The sequence below is a fragment of the Gardnerella sp. KA00771 genome, assembly GCF_049244045.1.
Classification (GTDB): Bacteria; Actinomycetota; Actinomycetes; order Actinomycetales; family Bifidobacteriaceae; genus Bifidobacterium; species Bifidobacterium swidsinskii.
Genome location: NZ_CP058368.1, coordinates 860,151 through 881,234 on the forward strand (window position 1 = coordinate 860,151; position 21,084 = coordinate 881,234).

General features: G+C 39.9%; 21 protein-coding genes. 5 read left to right on the forward strand and 16 right to left on the reverse strand.

Annotation, left to right across the window (positions count from 1 at the left end; all coding sequences use genetic code 11):
• Positions 1-254 precede the first annotated feature (254 nt).
• The 5 genes from HXT57_RS03705 (at position 255) to HXT57_RS03725 (ending at position 6,363) form a co-directional block, all read left to right on the forward strand.
• Entirely contained in the window at positions 255-2,174 is a 1,920-nt protein-coding gene (locus HXT57_RS03705; protein ID WP_004108930.1) for a helix-turn-helix transcriptional regulator, read from the forward strand.
• Between the two features lie 2 nt (positions 2,175-2,176).
• Positions 2,177-2,518, forward strand: a complete 342-nt coding sequence (locus HXT57_RS03710; protein ID WP_102155146.1) for a hypothetical protein — start codon at positions 2,177-2,179, stop codon at positions 2,516-2,518.
• Between the two features lie 27 nt (positions 2,519-2,545).
• Complete coding sequence (locus HXT57_RS03715; RefSeq protein ID WP_421783373.1) at positions 2,546-5,179, forward strand: DEAD/DEAH box helicase; 2,634 nt, start codon at positions 2,546-2,548, stop codon at positions 5,177-5,179.
• Positions 5,180-5,288: 109 nt separating this feature from the next.
• Positions 5,289-5,636, forward strand: a complete 348-nt coding sequence (locus tag HXT57_RS03720; RefSeq protein ID WP_004106625.1) for an RNA polymerase-binding protein RbpA — start codon at positions 5,289-5,291, stop codon at positions 5,634-5,636.
• Positions 5,629-6,363 carry an HAD hydrolase-like protein gene (locus tag HXT57_RS03725; protein ID WP_012914194.1) on the forward strand — a complete coding sequence of 245 codons (735 nt, stop codon included), beginning with the start codon at positions 5,629-5,631 and terminating at the stop codon, positions 6,361-6,363. The genes HXT57_RS03720 and HXT57_RS03725 overlap by 8 nt, the downstream gene beginning before the upstream one ends.
• A 643-nt stretch (positions 6,364-7,006) precedes the next feature.
• Here HXT57_RS03725 and HXT57_RS03730 read toward each other — a convergent pair.
• The 16 genes from HXT57_RS03730 to HXT57_RS03805 all read right to left on the reverse strand — a co-directional run bounded on the left by HXT57_RS03730 (position 7,007) and on the right by HXT57_RS03805 (position 20,838).
• Positions 7,007-7,612 (reverse strand): MerR family transcriptional regulator, encoded by a 606-nt coding sequence (locus HXT57_RS03730; RefSeq protein WP_102155140.1) that lies wholly within the window; start codon positions 7,610-7,612, stop codon positions 7,007-7,009.
• Positions 7,590-8,030: an FHA domain-containing protein gene (locus HXT57_RS03735; protein ID WP_102155138.1), complete on the reverse strand. Its 441-nt coding sequence runs from the start codon at positions 8,028-8,030 to the stop codon at positions 7,590-7,592. Before HXT57_RS03735 ends, HXT57_RS03730 begins: the two co-directional genes overlap by 23 nt.
• 18 nt (positions 8,031-8,048) lie before the next feature.
• Positions 8,049-8,885 carry a DUF881 domain-containing protein gene (locus tag HXT57_RS03740; RefSeq protein WP_004108919.1) on the reverse strand — a complete coding sequence of 279 codons (837 nt, stop codon included), beginning with the start codon at positions 8,883-8,885 and terminating at the stop codon, positions 8,049-8,051.
• 3 nt (positions 8,886-8,888) lie between these two features.
• Positions 8,889-9,221, reverse strand: a complete 333-nt coding sequence (locus tag HXT57_RS03745) for a small basic family protein (protein ID WP_004106615.1) — start codon at positions 9,219-9,221, stop codon at positions 8,889-8,891.
• Between the two features lie 2 nt (positions 9,222-9,223).
• Positions 9,224-10,273 carry a DUF881 domain-containing protein gene (locus HXT57_RS03750; protein ID WP_081378935.1) on the reverse strand — a complete coding sequence of 350 codons (1,050 nt, stop codon included), beginning with the start codon at positions 10,271-10,273 and terminating at the stop codon, positions 9,224-9,226.
• Between the two features lie 15 nt (positions 10,274-10,288).
• Positions 10,289-10,897 carry a CDP-alcohol phosphatidyltransferase family protein gene (locus tag HXT57_RS03755; protein WP_064621630.1) on the reverse strand — a complete coding sequence of 203 codons (609 nt, stop codon included), beginning with the start codon at positions 10,895-10,897 and terminating at the stop codon, positions 10,289-10,291.
• 123 nt (positions 10,898-11,020) lie between these two features.
• Entirely contained in the window at positions 11,021-11,686 is a 666-nt protein-coding gene (rpe, locus tag HXT57_RS03760) for a ribulose-phosphate 3-epimerase (RefSeq protein WP_004108916.1), read from the reverse strand.
• 79 nt (positions 11,687-11,765) lie between these two features.
• A complete protein-coding gene (gene lgt, locus HXT57_RS03765) occupies positions 11,766-12,683 on the reverse strand; it encodes a prolipoprotein diacylglyceryl transferase (protein WP_004108913.1) in 918 nt (305 codons plus the stop codon).
• Positions 12,684-12,725: 42 nt separating this feature from the next.
• On the reverse strand, positions 12,726-13,757 hold the full coding sequence (locus HXT57_RS03770) for a phosphatidate cytidylyltransferase (protein WP_004108908.1): 1,032 nt from the start codon (positions 13,755-13,757) through the stop codon (positions 12,726-12,728).
• A 33-nt stretch (positions 13,758-13,790) separates the two neighbouring features.
• Entirely contained in the window at positions 13,791-14,345 is a 555-nt protein-coding gene (frr, locus tag HXT57_RS03775) for a ribosome recycling factor (protein ID WP_004106603.1), read from the reverse strand.
• A gap of 19 nt (positions 14,346-14,364) precedes the next feature.
• Positions 14,365-15,114, reverse strand: coding sequence for a UMP kinase (gene pyrH / locus HXT57_RS03780; protein WP_004108906.1), 750 nt, complete (start codon positions 15,112-15,114; stop codon positions 14,365-14,367).
• 174 nt (positions 15,115-15,288) lie between these two features.
• Positions 15,289-16,140 (reverse strand): translation elongation factor Ts, encoded by an 852-nt coding sequence (gene tsf, locus HXT57_RS03785; RefSeq protein ID WP_004106601.1) that lies wholly within the window; start codon positions 16,138-16,140, stop codon positions 15,289-15,291.
• A gap of 100 nt (positions 16,141-16,240) precedes the next feature.
• Positions 16,241-17,059, reverse strand: coding sequence for a 30S ribosomal protein S2 (rpsB, locus tag HXT57_RS03790; protein WP_032842488.1), 819 nt, complete (start codon positions 17,057-17,059; stop codon positions 16,241-16,243).
• Between the two features lie 309 nt (positions 17,060-17,368).
• Complete coding sequence (locus HXT57_RS03795; RefSeq protein WP_004108893.1) at positions 17,369-17,857, reverse strand: peptide deformylase; 489 nt, start codon at positions 17,855-17,857, stop codon at positions 17,369-17,371.
• A 63-nt stretch (positions 17,858-17,920) separates the two neighbouring features.
• Positions 17,921-19,960, reverse strand: coding sequence for an AMP-dependent synthetase/ligase (locus HXT57_RS03800; protein ID WP_033888437.1), 2,040 nt, complete (start codon positions 19,958-19,960; stop codon positions 17,921-17,923).
• A gap of 287 nt (positions 19,961-20,247) precedes the next feature.
• Positions 20,248-20,838, reverse strand: coding sequence for a hypothetical protein (locus HXT57_RS03805; protein WP_004108888.1), 591 nt, complete (start codon positions 20,836-20,838; stop codon positions 20,248-20,250).
• Positions 20,839-21,084 lie beyond the last annotated feature (246 nt).

A 21,084-nucleotide genomic window follows, 5' to 3' on the forward strand; every position in this document is an offset into this window, starting at 1 on the left:
AATAAAATTATCTATAAAAAAATTATATGGCGTGTCGCGAAAAAATGGCGTATTTTCAACGTTGTTGATGTTCGTGTGAATAAAAAATATATAATTATTAGAAGTTTTTTAAAAAAATGTCCACACGTACCGCAAAACACCATTAAAATAGAAAAGGTGTGCGCAATATTGCAACACAAGTTTTGCTGCATTTCGTAGTCGCTTGTATGCAAGGCGCATAAGTAAATTGATACAAACATGATACGTGAGGACTAATGGTAGAAGGAAGCAACGGAAGGCGACGTTTTTCCGACAAATGGGGCAAACACGAGTTAGATGTACTCGCTGTATTGTCTTCCGCATTCCCGCAATGGCTGACTTCGCGTCAAATTGCACAGCGCGTAAAGGCATATGCAGATTCATACGGTGAGCTTGCAGATCAAGCAGCTAAAGCAGCATTCGCAAAACAGTTCCAGCGAGATCGCGCAAAGCTTGCTGCTATGGGTATTGCAATAGAGTCTAGGCAGCCAGAATATTCTTCGAAGTCCGAAGGTCAAGACTTTGCGTCTTATCGTTTGCAATTAGGCGATGAGCCTCGCGTACGTTTACGTTTCGACCAATCTGAATTACCAGTTTTAGCTGCAGCAAATTATCTTGCTCGTTCAATGTCTATTTCTTCTCTTGATTCAGGTCAACACGAGCAACAGCGCACTTCTCGCACTGCTCCTAGAGTTCCACAAACTCCTATTCCTGGCTTAGGATTAGATTCAATCGCACCTGGTCTTGGAACACAAATGCTACCTGATTCATTGGTAAAAGTTATTGATTCTCGCAGATTTGCCGCAACTGTGGATGTCGATGGTGAACATTTAAACGTTGCTTATACTGATGCTGACGATTTAGCGATGTTTGTACTAGAACATCCTGGATCTAGCGTAGTAAGCCCTCAAGAAGCAGTTGATGCTTTCCATCGCCGTTTGCACGCAGCAGTTAATTTTGCTCAATATGACGAAAATGAGCAAAAAGATGAAGAAGGTGCTATACAAGAAGCGCAAAATATTGAAGAACAAAATAGCAACACTGATAAATCGCATACCAAAAAAGGCTCTTCATTCCAAACTGGAAGTGAAGTAGATCGTAGGCTTCGATTGATGCTTTTCTTGTCTGCTCATCTTGGAGAGGAATTCCCATTAGACGAGCTTGCTGAGCGTTTTATTGGTAGACCAAAAAGCGATGATGAACTTCGTCGATTTGTTACAATTCTTCACAAGGATATAAATACTCTTACTACTGTTTCTGACGATGGGGAAATGGCCGGAAGCCAATTCTTTGATATAGATTGGACTCTTCTTGAGAACGAGGGAATTGTTTCTGCTACTAACTCTTTAGGATTGGAAAGACTTGCTGGAATTTCACAGCAATATTTGAGCATGCTTACTGCGTCTGCTAATTATTTGGCGCATTCCTTGCTTTTGCCTATTGAACAGCGCACACAAGCTGAATCCTTGTATAAGCGTCTTCGCCGTCATGTTCTTCCTGGTCAGACTCCATGGCTGAGTTTAACAGGTTACGAAATTGAGCCTCGAAATTGTTCTATTGTTCGCAGTGCTATTAACTCTGGATCTTTACTAGATATGGAATACACTGACGGGGCAGGACGTATTCGTCGCAAGATTGTTGCACCGTCGAAGATTTACGTTGATGAAGGCGTTTACTATGTTGCAGTATGGACTGATGTAGAGCAGCAAACACCAGAAGATAAACGTGAATTTGTTGCTAAAGATACGACAATTAATAAAGCGAATGGATTGCCTCGCATTTGGCAAGTTCTTCGCGTAGCACGTATTGAACGTGCAGAAGTTGTAGAGCCTGTATCTCAAGTTAAAATTCCAGATGTGCCAGTTAGTGAACTTCGCAAGTGGAGCTTTGATAACGGAACTGAAACTTGCTTCATTACCGATGAAACAGAATTGAACTTTTTGAAGAATCTTTCTGGAGCCACTATGGAAACTTGTGGCAGCGGAGTAAAAGTCCATCTTACTGTTTCTTCTGATTCATGGTTCGTTGCTTTTTGCATTGCTCACGCACGTCATATTACAGCTGTTGCTCCTGAAACATTGCGCAGTATGATTATTGCTCGCGCTCAACGTGAATTAAGCGTTAATCACGCTGATAATGCGAATACAGAGGAATAACAATGCCTTGGTGGATTTGGCTACTCATAACAGTTTTTATGCTGATAATGGTAGCGCTAGGAGTTGTTATTGTCGTTTTAAGCGCAATAAAAATAGCTAAGGTCTGCTTTGGTATTTCTGAAGACGTTTCTTCTAGATTTGAACGTTTGCATGAACCAAATAAAGAAGATAATGAAAATCCTCGAGATCCATTATTTACACTTCCTATTAAAGATGCAACGAATCGATATGAGCGAACGCACACAAAAGTTATTGAGCGTCATCAAAAAATTCGCGAAAATCACCGTAAAATATGGCAGCATTGGGATAAAAAATCTCTTCGCGAAGAAGACATTCAGCTATAGCATATAAGAAAGCGACTAATACTTTTTATGTCTCATTTATCACAGAAAAAAGACTGCAAAAATAAATCAGGCAATCCAACTGACTGTAATGAGAATGATGTAGTATTATCTCCTTCACAACGTTTCGCAGCTTTTAAAAATACAATGAAGCACGAGCACTCGATGGCATCTAAATTTGAGCGTTCTTTGTCTTTTGAACTTGATGATTTTCAACTTGAAGCTATTGATGCACTAGAAAATGACAATAATGTTTTAGTTGCTGCTCCTACTGGAGCTGGTAAAACTGTTGTTGCGGATTTTGCTGTATTTCTTGCGCAAAATCGTAATGTAAAAGCTTTTTACACAACGCCTATTAAAGCTTTAAGTAATCAAAAATATCACGATTTCTGCGAACTATACGGCTCAGACAGAGTAGGGTTATTAACTGGAGATACTTCTGTAAATCCTGAAGCAGACATTGTTGTAATGACTACTGAAGTTTTAAGAAATATGCTTTACGAGCATTCGATTACGTTGCAATCCTTAGGTTTTGTCGTTCTTGATGAAATTCATTATCTTGCAGATAAATTCCGCGGAGCTGTGTGGGAGGAAGTTATTATTCACCTTCCGAAATCGGTAAAAATTATTGGGTTGTCTGCAACTGTTTCAAATGTTGAAGATTTTTCTGCATGGCTAGAATCAGTGCGTGGAGAAACTCATTTGATTGTCGACGAACACAGACCTGTGCCTTTAGAAAGACATGTTGTTGTTCAAGAGGATTCTGCAACTGAGCCTGAGTTACTCGATTTATACGACCATGACAATAATGGAAACGTAACTAAGCGCGTTAACCCTGCATTGACTAGGAAACTTAATGAATTTGAGTACCGAGCTCGTCGCCGTAAAGAATCTTACAGCGATAGCAAATACCGTTACAGAAAAGGTAAGAAACACAGAGTTAACGGGGGAGTTGCACAGTTAGATAAATGCGCGAAACGACATACTCCTCGCCGCTGGGCTGTTATTGACGAATTAGATTACCTAGGAATGCTGCCAGGAATTTATTTTATCTTCTCTCGTTCCGGATGCGATCAAGCTGTTCAACAATGTTTAAACGCAGGATTAATACTTACCTCTGATGAAGAAATGTACGAAATACGTAAAATTGTCGACAGTATGGTTGCAAATCAACTTTCTAAAGAAGATTTACACGCTTTAAGCTTTGAACGTTTTCGTTTTGCTCTCGAACAAGGATTTGCAGCACATCATGCCGGTATGATTGCATTATTCCGTCACATTGTTGAAACACTATTTGAACGCGGACTTATTAAAGTTGTTTTTGCAACAGAAACACTTGCTTTAGGCTTAAATATGCCAGCTCGAAGCGTTGTTGTAGAAAAGCTAGTAAAATTTGACGGCACTGGGCATGTACCTCTTACGCCTGGAGAATTTACGCAACTTACAGGTCGTGCTGGAAGACGTGGAATTGACGATATTGGTTACGCAATTCTTGTAGATCATGCTGATTTCGTCCCTCAACAAGCTGCAGCACTTTCTAGTAAACGCGTATACCCGCTACATTCCAGCTTCGTTCCTACGTTTAATATGGCAGTTAATTTGCTGAACTCAAGCGATGCAGACACTGCTAGAACAACACTAGATCGTTCTTTTGCTCAATGGGAAGCTAATGCTTCTGCTGAACGTTTACATAATCGCATGAACGAACTTGAAACAGCTCTTAAAGGCTATGAAGAAGCATTCCACTGCGAACATGGAGATTTTGCTGAATTCTTACAATTACGCATGAAGCTTAAAGAAGCTCAACACGATCAACGCCGTAAACTTAAACATACTTTATTCCGCACAGATGCAGAACGCACAGCAGCGTTTAAAGCGTTGGATGATGTTATTGCAAATCTTAGAGAAGCTAAGCGAACGCATCCGTGTGCAGGTTGTGCAGATATTCAACAACATTTGCGTTGGGGCTACCATTGGATTAGAGAACATAAGGAACTTGATCAAGTACGTGAACGCTACGAATCTCGTACTGGTTCTGTTGCTAGAACTTTTGACCATATTTGTGACGTATTGTACAGTTTGGATTATTTACAATCTGAAGATTCTTCACAAAACCAAATTTTGCACCTTACTGAGCGCGGTCAATTGTTAAGAAGGTTGTATAACGAACTAGACATTGTATTTGCTGAAGCTATTTGCGAAGGAATTTTTAATGATCTTTCGCCGCTTGAATTATTATCGTGCTTGTCTGCATTAGTTTATGAATCTAGAGGACCTGCAGGGGGAGAACCTAGACGATATCCAGGCGGCAAAGATGGCGCGATATTTAATACAGTATTGCGAATGAAAGAATTATTTATGCGTACTAGCGCATTATGCGCAGACGCTCATTTGCCAGCGTTAAGACCGCTTGAATTTGGTGCTGTAGATATTATGTACGATTGGGCTAATGGTGCTGATCTAGCTGAAGTTTTGCGCAATACCGACAGCACTGGAGGAGATTTCGTGCGTCAAACTAAACGTCTTATTGATTTACTTACTCAACTTTTTGCAACAGGAGAATATTTACAAGCTATAGATGGCGTAGATAAAAATCTTGCTTCATGCGCTTATGAAGCTGCAAAACTATTAAACCGTGGAGTTGTAGCATACTCAGATGTATAAGTATGAGCATATACAAATAAAACGCATGTATTTTGTATATATAAATCGTTTTTATATATATAGTCCGTGCAGTTCGGTAATTTTATAAAGTACTACACAAGGAGATACTATGGCAGAACGCAGTTTACGCGGTATGAGCATTGGTGCGAAATCATTGGAATCTGACGATAATGTAGATTTCGCTGCACGAAATGATGTTGTGTATGTGTGCCCAAAGGGGCATCGCACGATTCTTCCTTTTGCTCAAGGCGCAGAAATTCCTGAAGAGTGGGAATGCCGCTGCGGCACGATTGCACATCGCGAAGGCGACGATGATCGCCCAGATGATGATTTCAACAAGCCGTCTAGGACGCATTGGGATATGCTGCTTGAACGTCGTAGTGAAGAAGAATTAAAAACTTTACTAGACAAGCGTCTAAAAATGCATCATGAGGGCTGGATTCCTGACTATGAGTGAATTCTCAGTGTCTTCAGGATGTACTAGTCGTCACATTATTCTGCTTGATCTTGATGGCACATTAACAAAGTCAGATGCTGGTATTATTACTTGCGCAAAGCTTGCATTGAAAGAGTTGAAACAGCCTATTCCGGACGATGCTGAAATGCACCGTTTTATAGGTCCTTCAATTTTAGAATCTCTTCAACGCAATAATGTGCCTGAATCGCTGCTAGCAAAGGGACTTGCTACGTATCGCAAGTATTATTCTGAAGTAGCAACTTTTGATGATCCTAATAATCCTGGTAAAAAAATTCCAGGATGCCTACTTAACAAAGTATACGATGGAATACTTGAGCAACTTACAAAACTTCGTGAAGCTGGATATTATTTAGCAACCGCATCTTGCAAGCCAGAATATCAAGTAAAGCCTATTTGCGAATATTTTGGTTTGACGAAGTATCTTGACGGAATTTATGGCGCGAGTAAAGATATGTCGCGTATTAGCAAAACTCAAGTTATTCGTTATGTTTTTGATGTGATTGATTACAATCCAGAAAAAGGCGACAGAGCTTTGATGGTTGGAGACCGCTGGACTGATGCTGACGGAGCAAAAGATTGCGGCTTGGATTGCTTGGGATGCGCTTGGGGCTATGCTGAGCCTGGCGAGCTTGAAGCACACGGATCTTACAGAATTATTGATAGCGTAAACGAATTAAACACTGCAATTTGCGAATATTTCGCTTAATCTAATCAGAATTTTTGTCGTAACGGCTTTTTCTTTACACCCTCGTAAAGTTTCGGTCGTTTTTTAGTGAGAAAACGACAGTTTCTTTACAACGCTGCACAGTTTCTGCCGGTTGAGCTTATTATTTGACTAGATTTACTTGATATTTATCCGATAATGTACGTTATGTCAAATTAGAGATAATAATCAAACGCAACCAACAAAGTCTCACACTACTATCAAATAATATCCCTACGATACTTCTTGCTAAATAATCTAAGACTTGCAACTTCGGTACGCACAAAATAGCATTGCAAAAATATTAGCAAAAATAAGCGCGATAATAATCGCATATGACGCAATCAGCGTTGATCTCATTAATAACCAATAATCATCACAAACAAATCCAAAATCGCGAACAATATGCAAAAGCATGTATGCAAGCATTGCGCAAGGAAGCCCACAACAATGCGTAATAACAATACTCCAAGGCATTAAACCAATAGAACTTCTCTTATTACTATTGCTAATACTATTTGATTTCAAATAAGCATTTTTTCGAAATTTTACTAAAAAACGCACACAAGTAAATGTACTATACAAAAACAATGATACTGAAGCAAACCAGCAAATAACAGCGATAATAACAACTACGAACATGCCATTATCCCCACGTTTCCTGAACAAGACTCCATGAGTTTGAAGATGTATGAGAAGTAGGTTTTGAATAAGATTTGTGAGTAGACTTACTACTTTTTTCTTCAACTTGCGTAGCATCAACAGAATTTTCAGAAGATAAGTCCTCTTCCACTCTAGAAACAATGCGACCAACAGCAATAGCAAATACTGCTAAACCAGAAGCAAGCATACGACGCATATTATCTTGATTCTCATCGCACTCTTGAACAGATTGACCATCACAAATAATAGTCATATTTCTTAAGCGTTCTTCTGAGTATCGATTAAGAAAAATAATAGCCGTAGTAACATTAACTAAATTAACGCCAGCATCAAGCAGCCTTTTAGCTACAGCCATAATCGCAATGTCCTTAAAAGAATACAAACGACGAGAACCAGAACCGCTAGATGCATGAATTGAAGGCTCTATAATGCTTTTACGAGCCCAATAATCGAGTTGCCGGTAAGTAATACCGGCAACCTTCATAGCGACACTACCACGGTATCCTGAAGCGTGATCAGCAGACAAGGAAAAGTTAAAAAGCTCCCCCTGTACTGCATTAATCACATTATCGGACTGTGACTGCGTCATGTGCGAAAAATACCAGTCTGAATTTGCCAATCATAATTTCATCGCCATTATGCAGCACTGATTTATCAACACGTTCACGATTTACATACGTACCGTTTAGGCTTCCAGAATCTGAAATGCTAAACACGCCATTATGGCGCTTAAACACTGCATGCGCACGCGAAACAGTAGAATCGTCTAACAAAATATCAGCATGCGAATCACGTCCAACTGTTACTAAATCTTCATCGAGAAGATAGCGAGAACCAGACACTGCTCCCCTAGTTGAAATCAACAACGCAGTACCAGGAAGTAATTTCGCTATAGTATCAAAATCATCCTGCTGCATAGGACGATCTGAAGTTGTATTCATTGGAATATGAATAGCTGGCATACCAATAATAGTGGTTTCGCCAGCTGTAGGAATCGGTTCAGTCATACTTGCTATTCTACCTTGTTACTCGACTGGTTTTGCATATTCGTACTGTTTTGGTTCGCGTGTCGAAGTAATTTCTACTTCATCAGGCACTGAAACCATTACAGAAGAACCAAATTTAATTTTTAAACGCGACCCAACACCGCCTGCAATATTAACAGCATTTTGCAAATTCTGAGGGTCACCAATTGCTTTCACAATATAAGGAGGATCAATTATAATATTGTCGCATATAAGACCATGTTTAGTTTGCGAAATATAGCTTGAAGTAACTATTCTTACATCGTTAATAGACATAACTTCTACGCCAGCATTTCGCAATTCCTCTATTAGCTGAAACATCGTAGCGGCATCAATATTCTCTTTTTCACCTGCAGTAATGTGAACTACAATACCTTTACCTACTGCCGGCAGACGTCCAGAAATAAGACCATTTGCTTGAGCATTCTGCTGAGCAATACGACGAGCTTCATCTTGTTTATCTACTGCTTCACGCAACGAATTAAGCTGACCTGTTAATTCACTTTTTCGGCTTTCCAAACTCTGAATTTGAGAATGAGTTTCTGTAATAAGACGAGTCAATTCTTCTTCGCTCATTGTTTCATACAAAAGTGAGTTGCTACGATTAACTTGAATCATGTACGCAAAACCTAATAAAGCGCAGAGCAACATCATTAAAAAGCCCGTAAATATACGCGCTCGAGTAACGTGACCGCTTAGTGAAGATTTTACTTTACGATGAACTGCTGGGAAAGATCCAGTTTGAGTTTCATCACTTTCACGATCATGCGATTTTTGACGACGCATTTTATGAAGAATATCATCATCTTGTGGAGAATGAGAAAACATTGAAACCATATGCTAACTCCTGAAGATGAAACGACGAATTGCAGAAACGTTAGAGAAAATACGAATTCCTAAAACAACGATAACTGCAGTTTGTAATTGCGCACCTACGCCAAGCTGATTTCCAAGCAAAACAAGCAACGTAGCTGCTATAACGTTTGAGAAGAATGAAATAACAAAAACTTTATCCGAAAAGTTTCTTTCAAAATATGCACGTGCAGCACCAAGCAACGCATCTAGTGCTGCAACGACCATAATAGGTAAATAAGGTTGAATGACAATCGGAATATCTGGATGAACAACAACTCCAATTAATACTCCCAAAATTAATCCAAAAATCGCTGCCATGCTTATCTCCTAATTCTCTCATTGGCAAAACTAATATCGCCTGTGTTTGCTGCACTGAGTCGTATAACTCTCGAAGGTGAAACCTGTGGATTAATGCCTGCATTAACTAAAGATGCGTACCATTTCATGCGTTTCATATCATTACATTGTTTAATTAAATCATCAGAATCGCCAATAACTTCAATAACATATGGACTTTGAGTTTGATTAACTCCAATAAGAATAGTTTGACCAGCAACACGAATAGAAGTTTGCGCTCCAAGTCTATGCCCGTTAACAGAAATAGCTTCAGCACCTGCTTCCCACAATAATGACACAAATTGTTGAATATCACGATCTGTAACTAATCGCATTCTTGCGCCATTACTTTCGCGAGGTAAAGAACCGCTATTCACATCGCTCGAAGCAGAAATAGGATTAGCAATAGTCAAAGTAATCCCAGAACCTTCTACAGCATGAGTGCCATTAACCATATCATCTGATTTACTAACTTCATCCTCTTCAGGCGTAGTAATTTTTTGCGACTCATGATCTACGTTATTTCTCAATGACGTTACTTCTTCTACAAGCTTATCGAAACGAGACGTATAGCCAGACAACTCATTAGCTAATGAAGAACGTATTGCTTTTCTAGGATCAGTGTGCAATTTGCGAACAAACTGGCTCCCAACAGTACCAATAGAAACACACAATAAAAATACTATAGCTCTAGTGAACCACAGATTAAACGGTTTAACAGGTTGTTTACTTAATCTTGCATCCATAAACATTGGATCAACTGGACGATTAGTTAAATCATCAATAAGACGCAAAGCATAATCGTCAATATAACGTCTACGATCATGATTGTGAGCAAAACCACTGGAAGACATTACAACATGATGCGTTGAAATACCAGTAAATGAGTGCGAAAATAATGCCCTACGCCTAGTCAGCGACATCCCATCAGGAGCAGCAAAAGACATTGGCATAGTGCTTTTATGAGACGTATGTTTTACATCTAAATCTTTGATACTATCTTTTAAACTAACAAATTCATCTTGCTTAGTCATATGTGCGTACACGCCTTATTTAGTTTTTGTTGACTTAGCAAGTAACAAATAAGCTTGCATATAGTAAAGCAGACCAGCATACCAATATAGAGCAATACCCCACACTCCACATGCAAGTGCAGCAGCATAAAGTACGAGCATAGACTCAGTAGGTACAGCATAAACAATCATTAAAGAAACAATTGAAAGCATAAGAAGTGCTGTGCCAGCTTTACCTACAAAGTTAACAGGCAAAGGACCATAATCTCTTTGCGCAAGTACTATTACAAGTACAGCCATAATAGCATCACGCAATACTACTAATAAAAGTGCCCACCAAGGGATAATCATTGCAACAGCTAAAGCTAACGTACTGCAAAAAATTAATAGACGATCAGCTATAGGATCAAGAATTTGACCCAACTTACTAACTTGATTCAAAGTACGAGCAATATAACCATCAAGACAATCAGAAAACGCAGATATTGCTAAAACAATAAGAGCAAAAGTCATCTGTTGCTGTGTAATAAGCCAAGCAATATAGGGAATTGAACATATGCGCAAAAAACTGATTAGATTAGGTATTGTCAAAACTCGATTCATTGCTTCAGGACTATATTCCTGATTAATAACGAACTTAGTCATAATATCTTCCTCATACGAAATCACACAATTAATCAGCATATATTCGCATCAAAAAAACTCGCTTGTTGTGCAATACTTAATATGTTGGGGACATATTTCATGCCCCCAACATACATCTAATATTTATTCACGCCAAGCAGCTTTTGCAGTATTGCGAATAGCTTCAATCGCTTCTTTAGGACTTTCTGCTCCATAAACTGCAGAACCTGCAACAAGCACATCAGCACCAGCTTCAGCAACTATTGCTGCAGTTGAAGGGCTAACTCCTCCATCAACCTGAATATGAGTATTGAGACCACGACGAGTAATTTCGTCACGTAAACGGCGAACCTTATTCATTTGATTAGCTAAGAACTTCTGTCCACCGAAACCAGGCTCAACAGTCATAATAAGAACCATATCGAATTCATCAAGAATATCGAAAATAGGTTCAACTGGTTCCGCAGGGCGCACAGCAAAGCAAGCTTTACAACCCATATCGCGAAGCTGACGAGCTAATCTCACTGGAGCATGAGTAGCACCCATATGAAAACTCACAGAAGCAGCTCCAAGTCTAGCATATTCTGGAGCCCAACGATCTGGATCCTCAATCATCAAATGTACGTCAACTGGAAGTTTAGTAACCTCACAAATTCGCTTAACAATTGGTTCACCCAAAGTCAAGTTAGGTACAAAGTGATGATCCATTACATCGACATGAACAAGATCCGCATTAGATATTGCATCGAGGTCACGCTCAAGATTGCAAAAATCTGCGGAAAGAATGCTAGGTGCTATTTGTATATTCATGTGTACTATTCTAGAAAATGCAAGCGACTAGTTTTATAAAAACAAGATTTTTAAAATTGCTTTTTCAAATACTTGAATCTTACTTACTAGAAGTGTTCTGAGACTCACGTTCTCTTTCGTCTGAAGTTATATCTATAAGTCGTTCAACAAGAGACTCACGAGTACTAGTACTCTTTTGCAGCAAAGCAAAAACAATAGTTGCACACATGAATACGATAATAGAAACCCAAACATTAATGCGCACACCTAAGAAAACATGTGAAAAATCAATTCGCAATGCCTCAATCCACACGCGTCCAATTGTGTACCACATAACATAAAGTGCGAATACGGAACCGGCTTTTAACTTCTTAGCTATAACTTTGCCAAAATAAATAAGCAATGCAGCACCGATGAAATTCCAAATCATCTCATATAAAAATGTTGGATGAAATAATGTGCCTTCTGGGCACGTTAACCCATCATAACATCTTTCACTATGACCTATTGCTTGAGTAGTATCATAATTTAACTTCAAACCCCACGGCAAGTTAGTAGGAGCTCCGTAAAGTTCTTGATTAAACCAATTCCCCAATCTTCCTATACCTTGAGCAATAAGCACAGCAGGAGCTGCACAATCAGCTAGTAATCCAATAGGATATTTACGATACTTGCATAATACACAAGCAGCCAATGCGCCTAAGAATATACCGCCCCAAATTCCTAGACCACCATTCCAAATTCTAAAAATTTCTAAAAAATCACCATTAGAGCCAAAAAACTTTTCTGGAGTTGTAATAACGTGATACAAACGCGCGCCAATTATTCCAGCAGGAAGACTGACTAAAACAAGATCAAGTATCTGGTTAAAATCTCCTCCAAGACGCTTCCATCGACGCGTAGTAATCCACATTGCCATCAAAATACCGGCAAGAATACTAAGAGCGTAAAACTTTATGTTTACAAAGCCAAGAGAAAATTGCGAAATACTTGGCGACGGAATAAAACAGACTGTCATGGCGTCGATATTAGTCTAAGCCCACGATTGCGACAGATAAATTCAGAAATGAGCAAGTTGCAAAAGCACAAGCAGCACAGGACCGCACAGCAAAATAGAATCTACTCGGTCAAGAACACCACCATGACCTTTTAGCAAATGTCCCATGTCTTTAATACCAATATCTCTTTTAAGCATAGAAGCACACAAGTCACCGAATGTGCCAATAATTCCAGAAGAAATACCCATGACTAATGGCATCCACCAGAAATTGAACCAAGAGGAACCATAAAAACCTGCAATAATTGCATATGCTCCTATAATTGCAAAAAGCATTGAGCCTATTAAGCCTTCTACAGACTTCTTAGGAGAGATTCGCGGAGAAAGCTTATGTTTGCCCAACCATGCACCAGCAAATAATCCGCCAGTGTCACTTAATGCAGGTAAAAATACCAAAAGCATAGCGTGAGCAACTGCGTATTTTGTATTTGTAAGAGCTAATACGATGCAAGAAGCTAAAAGTGGAATGTACAACACCACGAATAGCGAAACAGACGTATTCGTAAATAAAGTATGTTCGTATGATGAGCGGTTAGAACCATCGAGCTTTTTTTCTACAGCTTGCATCGTTCTATCTGAAATAGTACTGCTAAGAGTCGCACAAATTACTGTAAGAAGCAAAGATGCAGTAATTCCACTAGCCATAGCAACAGCATGCCATTTTGCATAGTATGTTGCAAAAATAGTTACAAGCGAACATATTGATAACGTCACGAAAGGAATACGCAAACCGAGAGTTGCAAAATCAACATGTAATTCCCACAATGCCAGAACCATAAAAATGGCCATAAGCACGATAAAGACATCAATGCTAATAATTAAGCAAGAAACAATTGCAACAACTAGTATTGCGGCGGTAGCAACTGCCTGAGGCATATTCCTGCCTGTGCGACGATTAATATCACTTAAAGTTTCATGGGTGCCATGTGTAGCAGTATCTGCTTTGTCAGAAGACAATCCTACTTCTGATGCAGTTTTTTCAGCATTTGCTTTACTGACTTCATTGACAAAATTATGCTGTTTTATTTGACTCATACGGCACCCATTCAGTTTGAAACTACAAAAATCTCAGACTTCCATAATTTCTTTTTGCTTACCTTCAAGCAAAACGTCTAAAGAATCAGTAACTTGCTTAGTTACTTTATCAAGCTCTTTTTGTAAACGATCGCCTTCATCTTCGCCAAGTTCACCATCTTTAACAGACTTGTCAATAGATTCCTTAGCTTTGCGACGAATATTGCGAACTGCAACTTTGCCTTCTTCTGCTTTATTCTTAGCAAGCTTGACGTATTCCTTGCGACGCTCTTCCGTGAGCTCTGGCATAGTAACACGAATAACATTGCCATCACGATTAGGGCTTACACCTAAATCAGAATCGCGAATAGCCTTTTCAACAGCATTCGCTTGAGAAGCGTCAAAAGGCGTAACTGAAAGAGTTCTAGGCTCTGGAACACCAATAGATGCAACAGCTTTAATTGGAGTTGGAGCACCATAATAATCAACCATAATTCCGTTTAGCAAAGCAGGATTAGCACGACCGGTGCGAATACCCATAAAATTCTCTTTAGTAGCTTCAACAGACTTATTCATCTGTTCACGGGCTTGATCAATTATTGCTGACATGTGTTCTCCTTTATAATATTTAAGCAAATGTTGGCTCTGCATTAGACACTAATGTGCCAATAGATTCTCCAACAAGAGCACTAGTTACGTTACCTTCGCCCTCAAGACCAAACACACGAATTTTTTGATTATTATCGCGAGCCATAGAAAGCGCAGACGCATCCATAACAGCTAAACCATCAACGATAGCGCGCTTGTAGTTTAATGTTAGGAACTTACGAGCAGTAGAATCTTTACGAGGATCAGCACTATATACGCCATCCACACCATTCTTGCCCATAAGAACTTCATCGCAATGAATTTCCAATGAACGTTGAATAGAAACAGTATCAGTAGAAAAATATGGCATTCCGGCACCAGCACCAAAAATAACCACACGACCCTTTTCAAGGTGACGAATTGCTTTCAACGGAATATAAGGTTCTGCAACCTGACCCATTGTAATAGCAGTTTGTACGCGAGTTGCTTGCCCTGCTTGCTCAAGAAAATCCTGAAGAGCCAAGCAGTTCATTACAGTGCCCAACATACCCATATAATCACCACGGCTACGATCAATACCTGCTTGCTGCAGTTCTGCTCCCCTAAAGAAGTTACCGCCGCCGACAACAATAGCAACCTGAACGCCTTGATTCACTGCAGCTACTATTTCGCCAGCAATCCTACGAATGACATGAGTATCAATACCAACAGCACCACCACCGAATGCTTCTCCAGAAAGCTTTAATAAAACCCTACGGGACTTTCCTTCATCCGTTTGTGCAATAGCCATACAGATTCCTCCAGTCATAACGGCGAATGAGGTATATCTTTGTCAGTTTATCTATCAATAACGACACTCAAAACGCACGTTAAGCTGGACAATGAATATAAAAATGGGTTGCGCACAACTTGTGCACGCAACCCTATATACAAGAACAAAAATAAATTCTCATATAATTAGTGCTTATTCAGCAGCACCTTTGCCAACCTCAACGCGAGCAAAGGCAAGAGCGGTGCCGCCAACTTCCTTGAACAAGTCACCAACGCTCTTGGATGGATCCTTAACGTATGCCTGCTCGAGAAGTACAGTTTCCTTGAAGAAGGCGTTCATACGTCCTTCAACAATCTTTGGAACAATCTTCTCTGGCTTGCCTTCAGCTAAGGACTTCTCGGTTGCAACGCGACGCTCAGATTCCAAAACTTCTTCTGGAACATCTTCACGGCGAAGCCACTGCGCACCCATAGCGGAAATCTGCAAAGCAGCTTCGTGAGCAACCTTTGCACCAGCTTCGTCAGTAGCAATCATGGAAACGATGCTTGGAGGCAATTCCACAGACTTCTTGTGAGCGTAAATCTCAACGTGTGGACCGCTTACCTTAGCAACCTGACCAACCTTGACATGCTCGCCGAACAAAGCTGCTGCTTCTTCAACAGATTCCTTAACAGTTGCACCATCAGCTGGGGCTGCAAGTACTTCTTCAGCAGTAGAAGCATTAGCTTCAACAGCATGGTCAAGAACAGTGTTTGAGAATTCCACAAACTTTGGTGTCTTTGCCACAAAGTCAGTTTCAGAATTCAACTCAACTGCGTAACCAGTTTCGCCTTCAGCAGACTTAACAACCTTAGAAGCGATGGTACCTTCCTGAGCCTTACGACCTTCACGCTTACCAGCTGCCTGAATACCCTTAGCACGGATGATTTCCTTAGCGCGGGCAACGTCGCCTTCAGCTTCAGTAAGAGCCTTTTTAACGTCCATCATGCCGGCGCCAGTTTCTTCGCGCACCTGCTTAATCAACGCTGCAGTAATTGCTGCCATTTTGTTCTCCTCGTATCAATATGATTCTTAAAAGCTGCAAAAAGCAAAATCAATTGGATTTTGCAGCTTCTAAATAAGAATCTGGTTGCAAATTAGCTTATCAGGCGTTTGCCTCAGTATTTTCTTCCTTGGCAGGCTTAGCTTCAGCTTCGCCTTCCTTGGTGAGCAATTCCTTCTCCCAAGCTGCCATTGGCTGAGCATCATTACCTTCAGACTTAGCGCCCTTACCGGCATGCTCAAGCAAACCTTCAGCTACAGCATCAGCCATCAAGCTAGTCAATAACTCAATGCCACGAATAGCATCGTCGTTGGCAGGAATTGGATACTCAACAGCCTCAGGATCAGTGTTGGTATCAACAATTGCTACAACTGGGATACCAAGCTTATGAGCTTCTTCAACAGCCAAAGCTTCCTTGTTAATATCAACAACGAACATGGCGGATGGAGTGCGGTTCATGTTGCGAATACCACCGAGCTGCTTGGAAAGCTTGTCCTTCTCGCGCTCGAGAAGCAAAAGTTCCTTCTTAGTCAAGCCGGATCCACGAACATCGCTAAAGTCCATTTCCTCAAGTTCCTTCAAGCGCTTTACGCGAGTAGAAACAGTCTGGAAATTAGTCAACATACCACCAAGCCAACGCTCGCAAACATAAGGCATGTTTACGCGAGTTGCCTGATTCTGTACAGCTTCCTGAGCCTGCTTCTTAGTACCCACGAAGAGAACAGTGCCGTTGTGAGCAACAGTCTGCTTGATGAAGTCATAAGCCTTGTCGATCATGTCGAGAGACTTGAACAAATTGATGATATGAATACCATTGCGCTGGGTAAGAATGAACTGCTTCATCTTTGGGTTCCAGCGACGAGTCTGATGACCGAAGTGCAAACCAGCCTTCAGCATTTCGCTCATGGTAATCTGTGCCATATCTATATACCTTTCTTGTCGGTTATTTCCTGGCCATGTCTGTTCGCATGCAACTTGGTTAACACATGTCTAAATCCAAGCCGACCGACACGAACGGACGCGTACATGGCGCGTATTTGCGAATCCGTGTAGACAATAAAAAGCGAGCAATCATACAACGCGGCAATACTCATGCTCAAAATGGACACGCAAAGAGCGATTATATCAGATGCTCAATACTAAAAATCGGCATTCTTGTAGTGATAAAAGCAACAAAAACGCCGATAATTTTTAAAAAATTATTTACGCATAAAGCATAAAAACTAAAACTTAGTTACGCATATTATTGCGCAACTCACGCAACGCTTGACGGCGCACGTCCTTTTCAAGCCTATCTAAATAAATATGACCATCTAAATGATCACACTCATGCTGAATCATTCTAGCCATAAGACCTTCACCTTCAAGCACTACAGTCTTACCATCTAAATCAATTCCACAAGCTCTAGCATAATTTGCACGCCTAGTTTTGTACCATAATCCCGGAACAGAAAGGCAACCCTCGTCGTCGTACTGTTCACCTTTTAGCTCTTCAATTACGGGATTTAAAATATAGCCGATTCGACCATTTATATTGTAAGAAAAAGCTCTAAAACTTACACCAATCTGATTAGCAGACAATCCAGCTCTACCTGGGTCATTTACCGTTTCCAATAAATCATCAACTAAATGTTTCACAGCTGGCGTAATTTCACGAATCTCATCACAAGGAGTTCGCAATACGGGATCCGGAACAATACGAATTTTTCTAATAGACACTCGATTACTCTTTCTTTTATGTAAGTAGGAATAACGAAAAACAACTACAAATATGTAAGCTTTTTACTCGACATGTTCATTATGATCACTATGCGATGTCGAAGAGGAATCTGATGAAGATTCTTCACCAAAACGCTTCAAATGATTCGCAGCTTGATCGATAGCTTGACGTACTCGAGGAGTTACAGCTTCCTGAGCTTGCTTAACAGTCTCCTGTGCTTGCTTAACAGTCTCAGTAGTTTTATCGAGAATCTTTACAGTTGCTGGCAAAGGACGAGTATTAGGCTTTGGAGCATACAATTGCGTTTCGATAATATCAGCATAGCGAGCAAGAATCTTCGGACGAACAATCTTCATACTTGGAGTCAAGGTTCCAGCATCTTGAGTAAATTCATCTTGCAAAATAACAAACTTACGAACAGACTCAGCGCGAGAAACAGTACTATTAGCTTGGTCAATAAATTGCTGAATTACTGAACGCACTGCTTCGTTAGTAGCAATCTCACTCATAGTAAGGTTAACATCCATACCCTTATTCTTTAGCCAAGAACGAACCATATCTGAATCAAGCTCAATTAAAGCAGAAACGAATGGCTTACCATCGCCCACTACTACAGCATGAGAAACTAATGGGCATTGAGCAATAATACCTTCCATAGGAGCAGGACTTATATTCTTGCCACCGGCAGTAATAATAATATCTTTTTTGCGACCAGTAATAGACAAGAATCCTTCATCATCTATTGAGCCAAGATCGCCTGAATGCAACCATCCATCTTCGTCAATAACTTCTGCAGTAAGCTCAGGCTTATTGAAATATCCCATAAATACGTTAGGACCTTTAATAAGCACTTCATCGTCGTCAGCAAGACGGATAGCTATACCAGGACCAGGTCGACCTACAGATCCAACTTGATTTGCATGCTCAAAATTAACTACACAAGGAGCGGCAGTTTCAGTCATTCCATAGCCTTGAATAAAAGTAATGCCATCAAGACCATTAAAGAAATGAGCCAAATCAGCATCCATTGGAGCTCCACCGCAGGCCAACCATGAAAGATTAGGGCCTAAAGCTGAGCGAATAGACGAGCCAACTGTTTTCATATACATCGCGTGATTCATGCGTGCAGCAAGAGAATGAGTTTTACCTTCAACATTGTCGCGAGACCATTGAATGAAATGTTTTACAGCTTTAGCAAAGATACGACCCTTTATACCAGCACCAGCTTTTTGTGACGCAGCATTATAAACTTTTTCAAAAACTCTAGGCACGCCAAGTAAATACGTAGGCTTAAAACTACGCAAATCAGCCAAAAGATGCTTAGCATTAGGCACATATCCAATAACACCGTGAGCACCAATAGCAACATATTGAATGTACCGAGCAAAACAATGCGCCAATGGAAGGAATAAAAGCAAACGATTTGGCTTGCATAACATATCGTTAAGAACATCATAACCAGCAAAAACAATATGCGTAAAATTACGATTTGAAAGCATTGCGCCTTTAGGTCTACCAGTCGAACCAGAAGTGTAAACAATAGTAGCTAAATCATCTGCCTTAACAGCATCAACAGCTTTATTAAGCTCATCATCAGTAGTAGATTTACCAAAATCAACAACGGCTTCCAAGCCACCAGCTTTGAAATTAAATACGGTTTTCAAAGTTATATGTTTATGATCCTGACGAACACGCTCTAAGCATTGAGCATGCGCATCGTCTCCAGCAAAAGCAATAACTGGCTTAACTTCATCGATAATGTCAGCTGCCTGCAATGCTGAATCTGTTTCATAAATAGGAATGCTTACAGCACCAATACATGCACAAGCAAAATCGACAACACCCCACTCATAGCATGTAGCAGAGTAAATAACAACTTTGGAGCCATGCTGAACTCCGAGCGCTATTAAGCCTCGAGCTACTGCACGAACTTTCGCGAGCATTTCAGATGAAGTAACATCATGCCAACGACGAGTTTCATCGTCTTGCCATTGAGCAACCAAGTCTTGTGGGCTACGCATAGCACGATTGGCGAGTAAGGAATAAATGGTATCACCGTCTTGAGTTGGGTGAATGGCTTCTACAGCAAATTCTCGGAGCATATTATTTATTGTACTTGATAACAGAATCGACACGACTGCACGAAGTACAAAAAATAATACTTAATATTGTCATTTACAAACAAACACTGGGAAAAAACTTAGATTCTACAAGTCGTACAAGTTAGAATGTTTAATCTTACAAAAGTGAACCCCTTTATTGCTAAAATTGTTGAAAAATCAGCAAATCAAGCAATAAGGGGCTCATATTTATTTGAATATATGTACATAAGTCTTCAAACGCATTATCATAGATGTCTTATTTCAGCTACCTACTATAAGCGACGATTTTATCCTAGATCTGCATACGTGCAAATCCAACGATTATTTTTCAATTCCAAAGATAACGACGCCCAGTATTTCACAGGTCCTGCACAAATGCGCACAACACCTTCAAAATGATTCGGGCTGACTAACATTCCATTAAACAAACTCGGAACTGCAGGAAAACTACGCACAGCAGAGCGAGTTTCCGAATCGTTATTATCAGTGAAATACTCATCCATCAGTTTCCACATGTTAGTTAATTTAGTAATACAACTTTTTGTTAGAAGCTGCGACATTGCTGGAGAAATAGGCCTACCTCTCGAAATATCTGCAGCTATACAAGCAATTTGACAAGTTTTTAAAGCTAAATTAACAAAAGCCTGCTCATCTCTACTGTCGAAATAACACATTCCAACATGGTATTTCAAGCATTCACGAGAAAAACCAACACTAACTTCACCCTCATATACAGGCAAGCTAATACGAGGTCTACAGAAAACATGTGGAGGATCCTCGTCATTGTTTTTCTTAGTCTTTGAGGACTTATCTTTCAGCTCATCATCACTGTAATCGTTATCATCCATGCCATAGGCATCAGCAAAATCTATCTTCATATTTCTCTCCTGTTTTAACAATTATTTAAAACTGTTGTTATTTAAAACTTGTTAAGTTTATATTTCTACAAACTAAACGAGTTTAGATAAAAGCTTACAACGTAATTTTTCTCTAACTGCGTAATTAATAAAAATGTGGATAAATTACAAAATATTCGTCGTTTTCATTGAAAATAAACGATTTTATGCGTGTTGAATTATACACATTACGGTTTAAAAGAATAGCAAATATAGTTAAAAATCATA

Bases quoted from the DNA above. Each gene is read 5' to 3' on its own strand.
- frr (WP_004106603.1), bottom strand. From the start codon at position 14,345: ATGTCAGCAATAATTGATCAAGCCCGTGAACAGATGAATAAGTCTGTT.
- HXT57_RS03800 (WP_033888437.1), bottom strand. From the start codon at position 19,960: ATGCTCCGAGAATTTGCTGTAGAAGCCATTCACCCAACTCAAGACGGT.
- HXT57_RS03770 (WP_004108908.1), bottom strand. From the start codon at position 13,757: ATGAGTCAAATAAAACAGCATAATTTTGTCAATGAAGTCAGTAAAGCA.
- pyrH (WP_004108906.1), bottom strand. From the start codon at position 15,114: ATGGCTATTGCACAAACGGATGAAGGAAAGTCCCGTAGGGTTTTATTA.
- HXT57_RS03715 (WP_421783373.1), top strand. From the start codon at position 2,546: ATGTCTCATTTATCACAGAAAAAAGACTGCAAAAATAAATCAGGCAAT.
- HXT57_RS03745 (WP_004106615.1), bottom strand. From the start codon at position 9,221: ATGGCAGCGATTTTTGGATTAATTTTGGGAGTATTAATTGGAGTTGTT.
- HXT57_RS03705 (WP_004108930.1), top strand. From the start codon at position 255: ATGGTAGAAGGAAGCAACGGAAGGCGACGTTTTTCCGACAAATGGGGC.
- HXT57_RS03740 (WP_004108919.1), bottom strand. From the start codon at position 8,885: ATGGTTTCAATGTTTTCTCATTCTCCACAAGATGATGATATTCTTCAT.
- tsf (WP_004106601.1), bottom strand. From the start codon at position 16,140: ATGGCAGCAATTACTGCAGCGTTGATTAAGCAGGTGCGCGAAGAAACT.
- rpe (WP_004108916.1), bottom strand. From the start codon at position 11,686: ATGAATATACAAATAGCACCTAGCATTCTTTCCGCAGATTTTTGCAAT.
- lgt (WP_004108913.1), bottom strand. From the start codon at position 12,683: ATGACAGTCTGTTTTATTCCGTCGCCAAGTATTTCGCAATTTTCTCTT.
- HXT57_RS03730 (WP_102155140.1), bottom strand. From the start codon at position 7,612: ATGACGCAGTCACAGTCCGATAATGTGATTAATGCAGTACAGGGGGAG.
- rpsB (WP_032842488.1), bottom strand. From the start codon at position 17,059: ATGGCACAGATTACCATGAGCGAAATGCTGAAGGCTGGTTTGCACTTC.
- HXT57_RS03725 (WP_012914194.1), top strand. From the start codon at position 5,629: ATGAGTGAATTCTCAGTGTCTTCAGGATGTACTAGTCGTCACATTATT.
- HXT57_RS03755 (WP_064621630.1), bottom strand. From the start codon at position 10,897: ATGACTAAGTTCGTTATTAATCAGGAATATAGTCCTGAAGCAATGAAT.
- HXT57_RS03720 (WP_004106625.1), top strand. From the start codon at position 5,289: ATGGCAGAACGCAGTTTACGCGGTATGAGCATTGGTGCGAAATCATTG.
- HXT57_RS03805 (WP_004108888.1), bottom strand. From the start codon at position 20,838: ATGAAGATAGATTTTGCTGATGCCTATGGCATGGATGATAACGATTAC.
- HXT57_RS03710 (WP_102155146.1), top strand. From the start codon at position 2,177: ATGCCTTGGTGGATTTGGCTACTCATAACAGTTTTTATGCTGATAATG.
- HXT57_RS03750 (WP_081378935.1), bottom strand. From the start codon at position 10,273: ATGACTAAGCAAGATGAATTTGTTAGTTTAAAAGATAGTATCAAAGAT.
- HXT57_RS03735 (WP_102155138.1), bottom strand. From the start codon at position 8,030: ATGACTGAACCGATTCCTACAGCTGGCGAAACCACTATTATTGGTATG.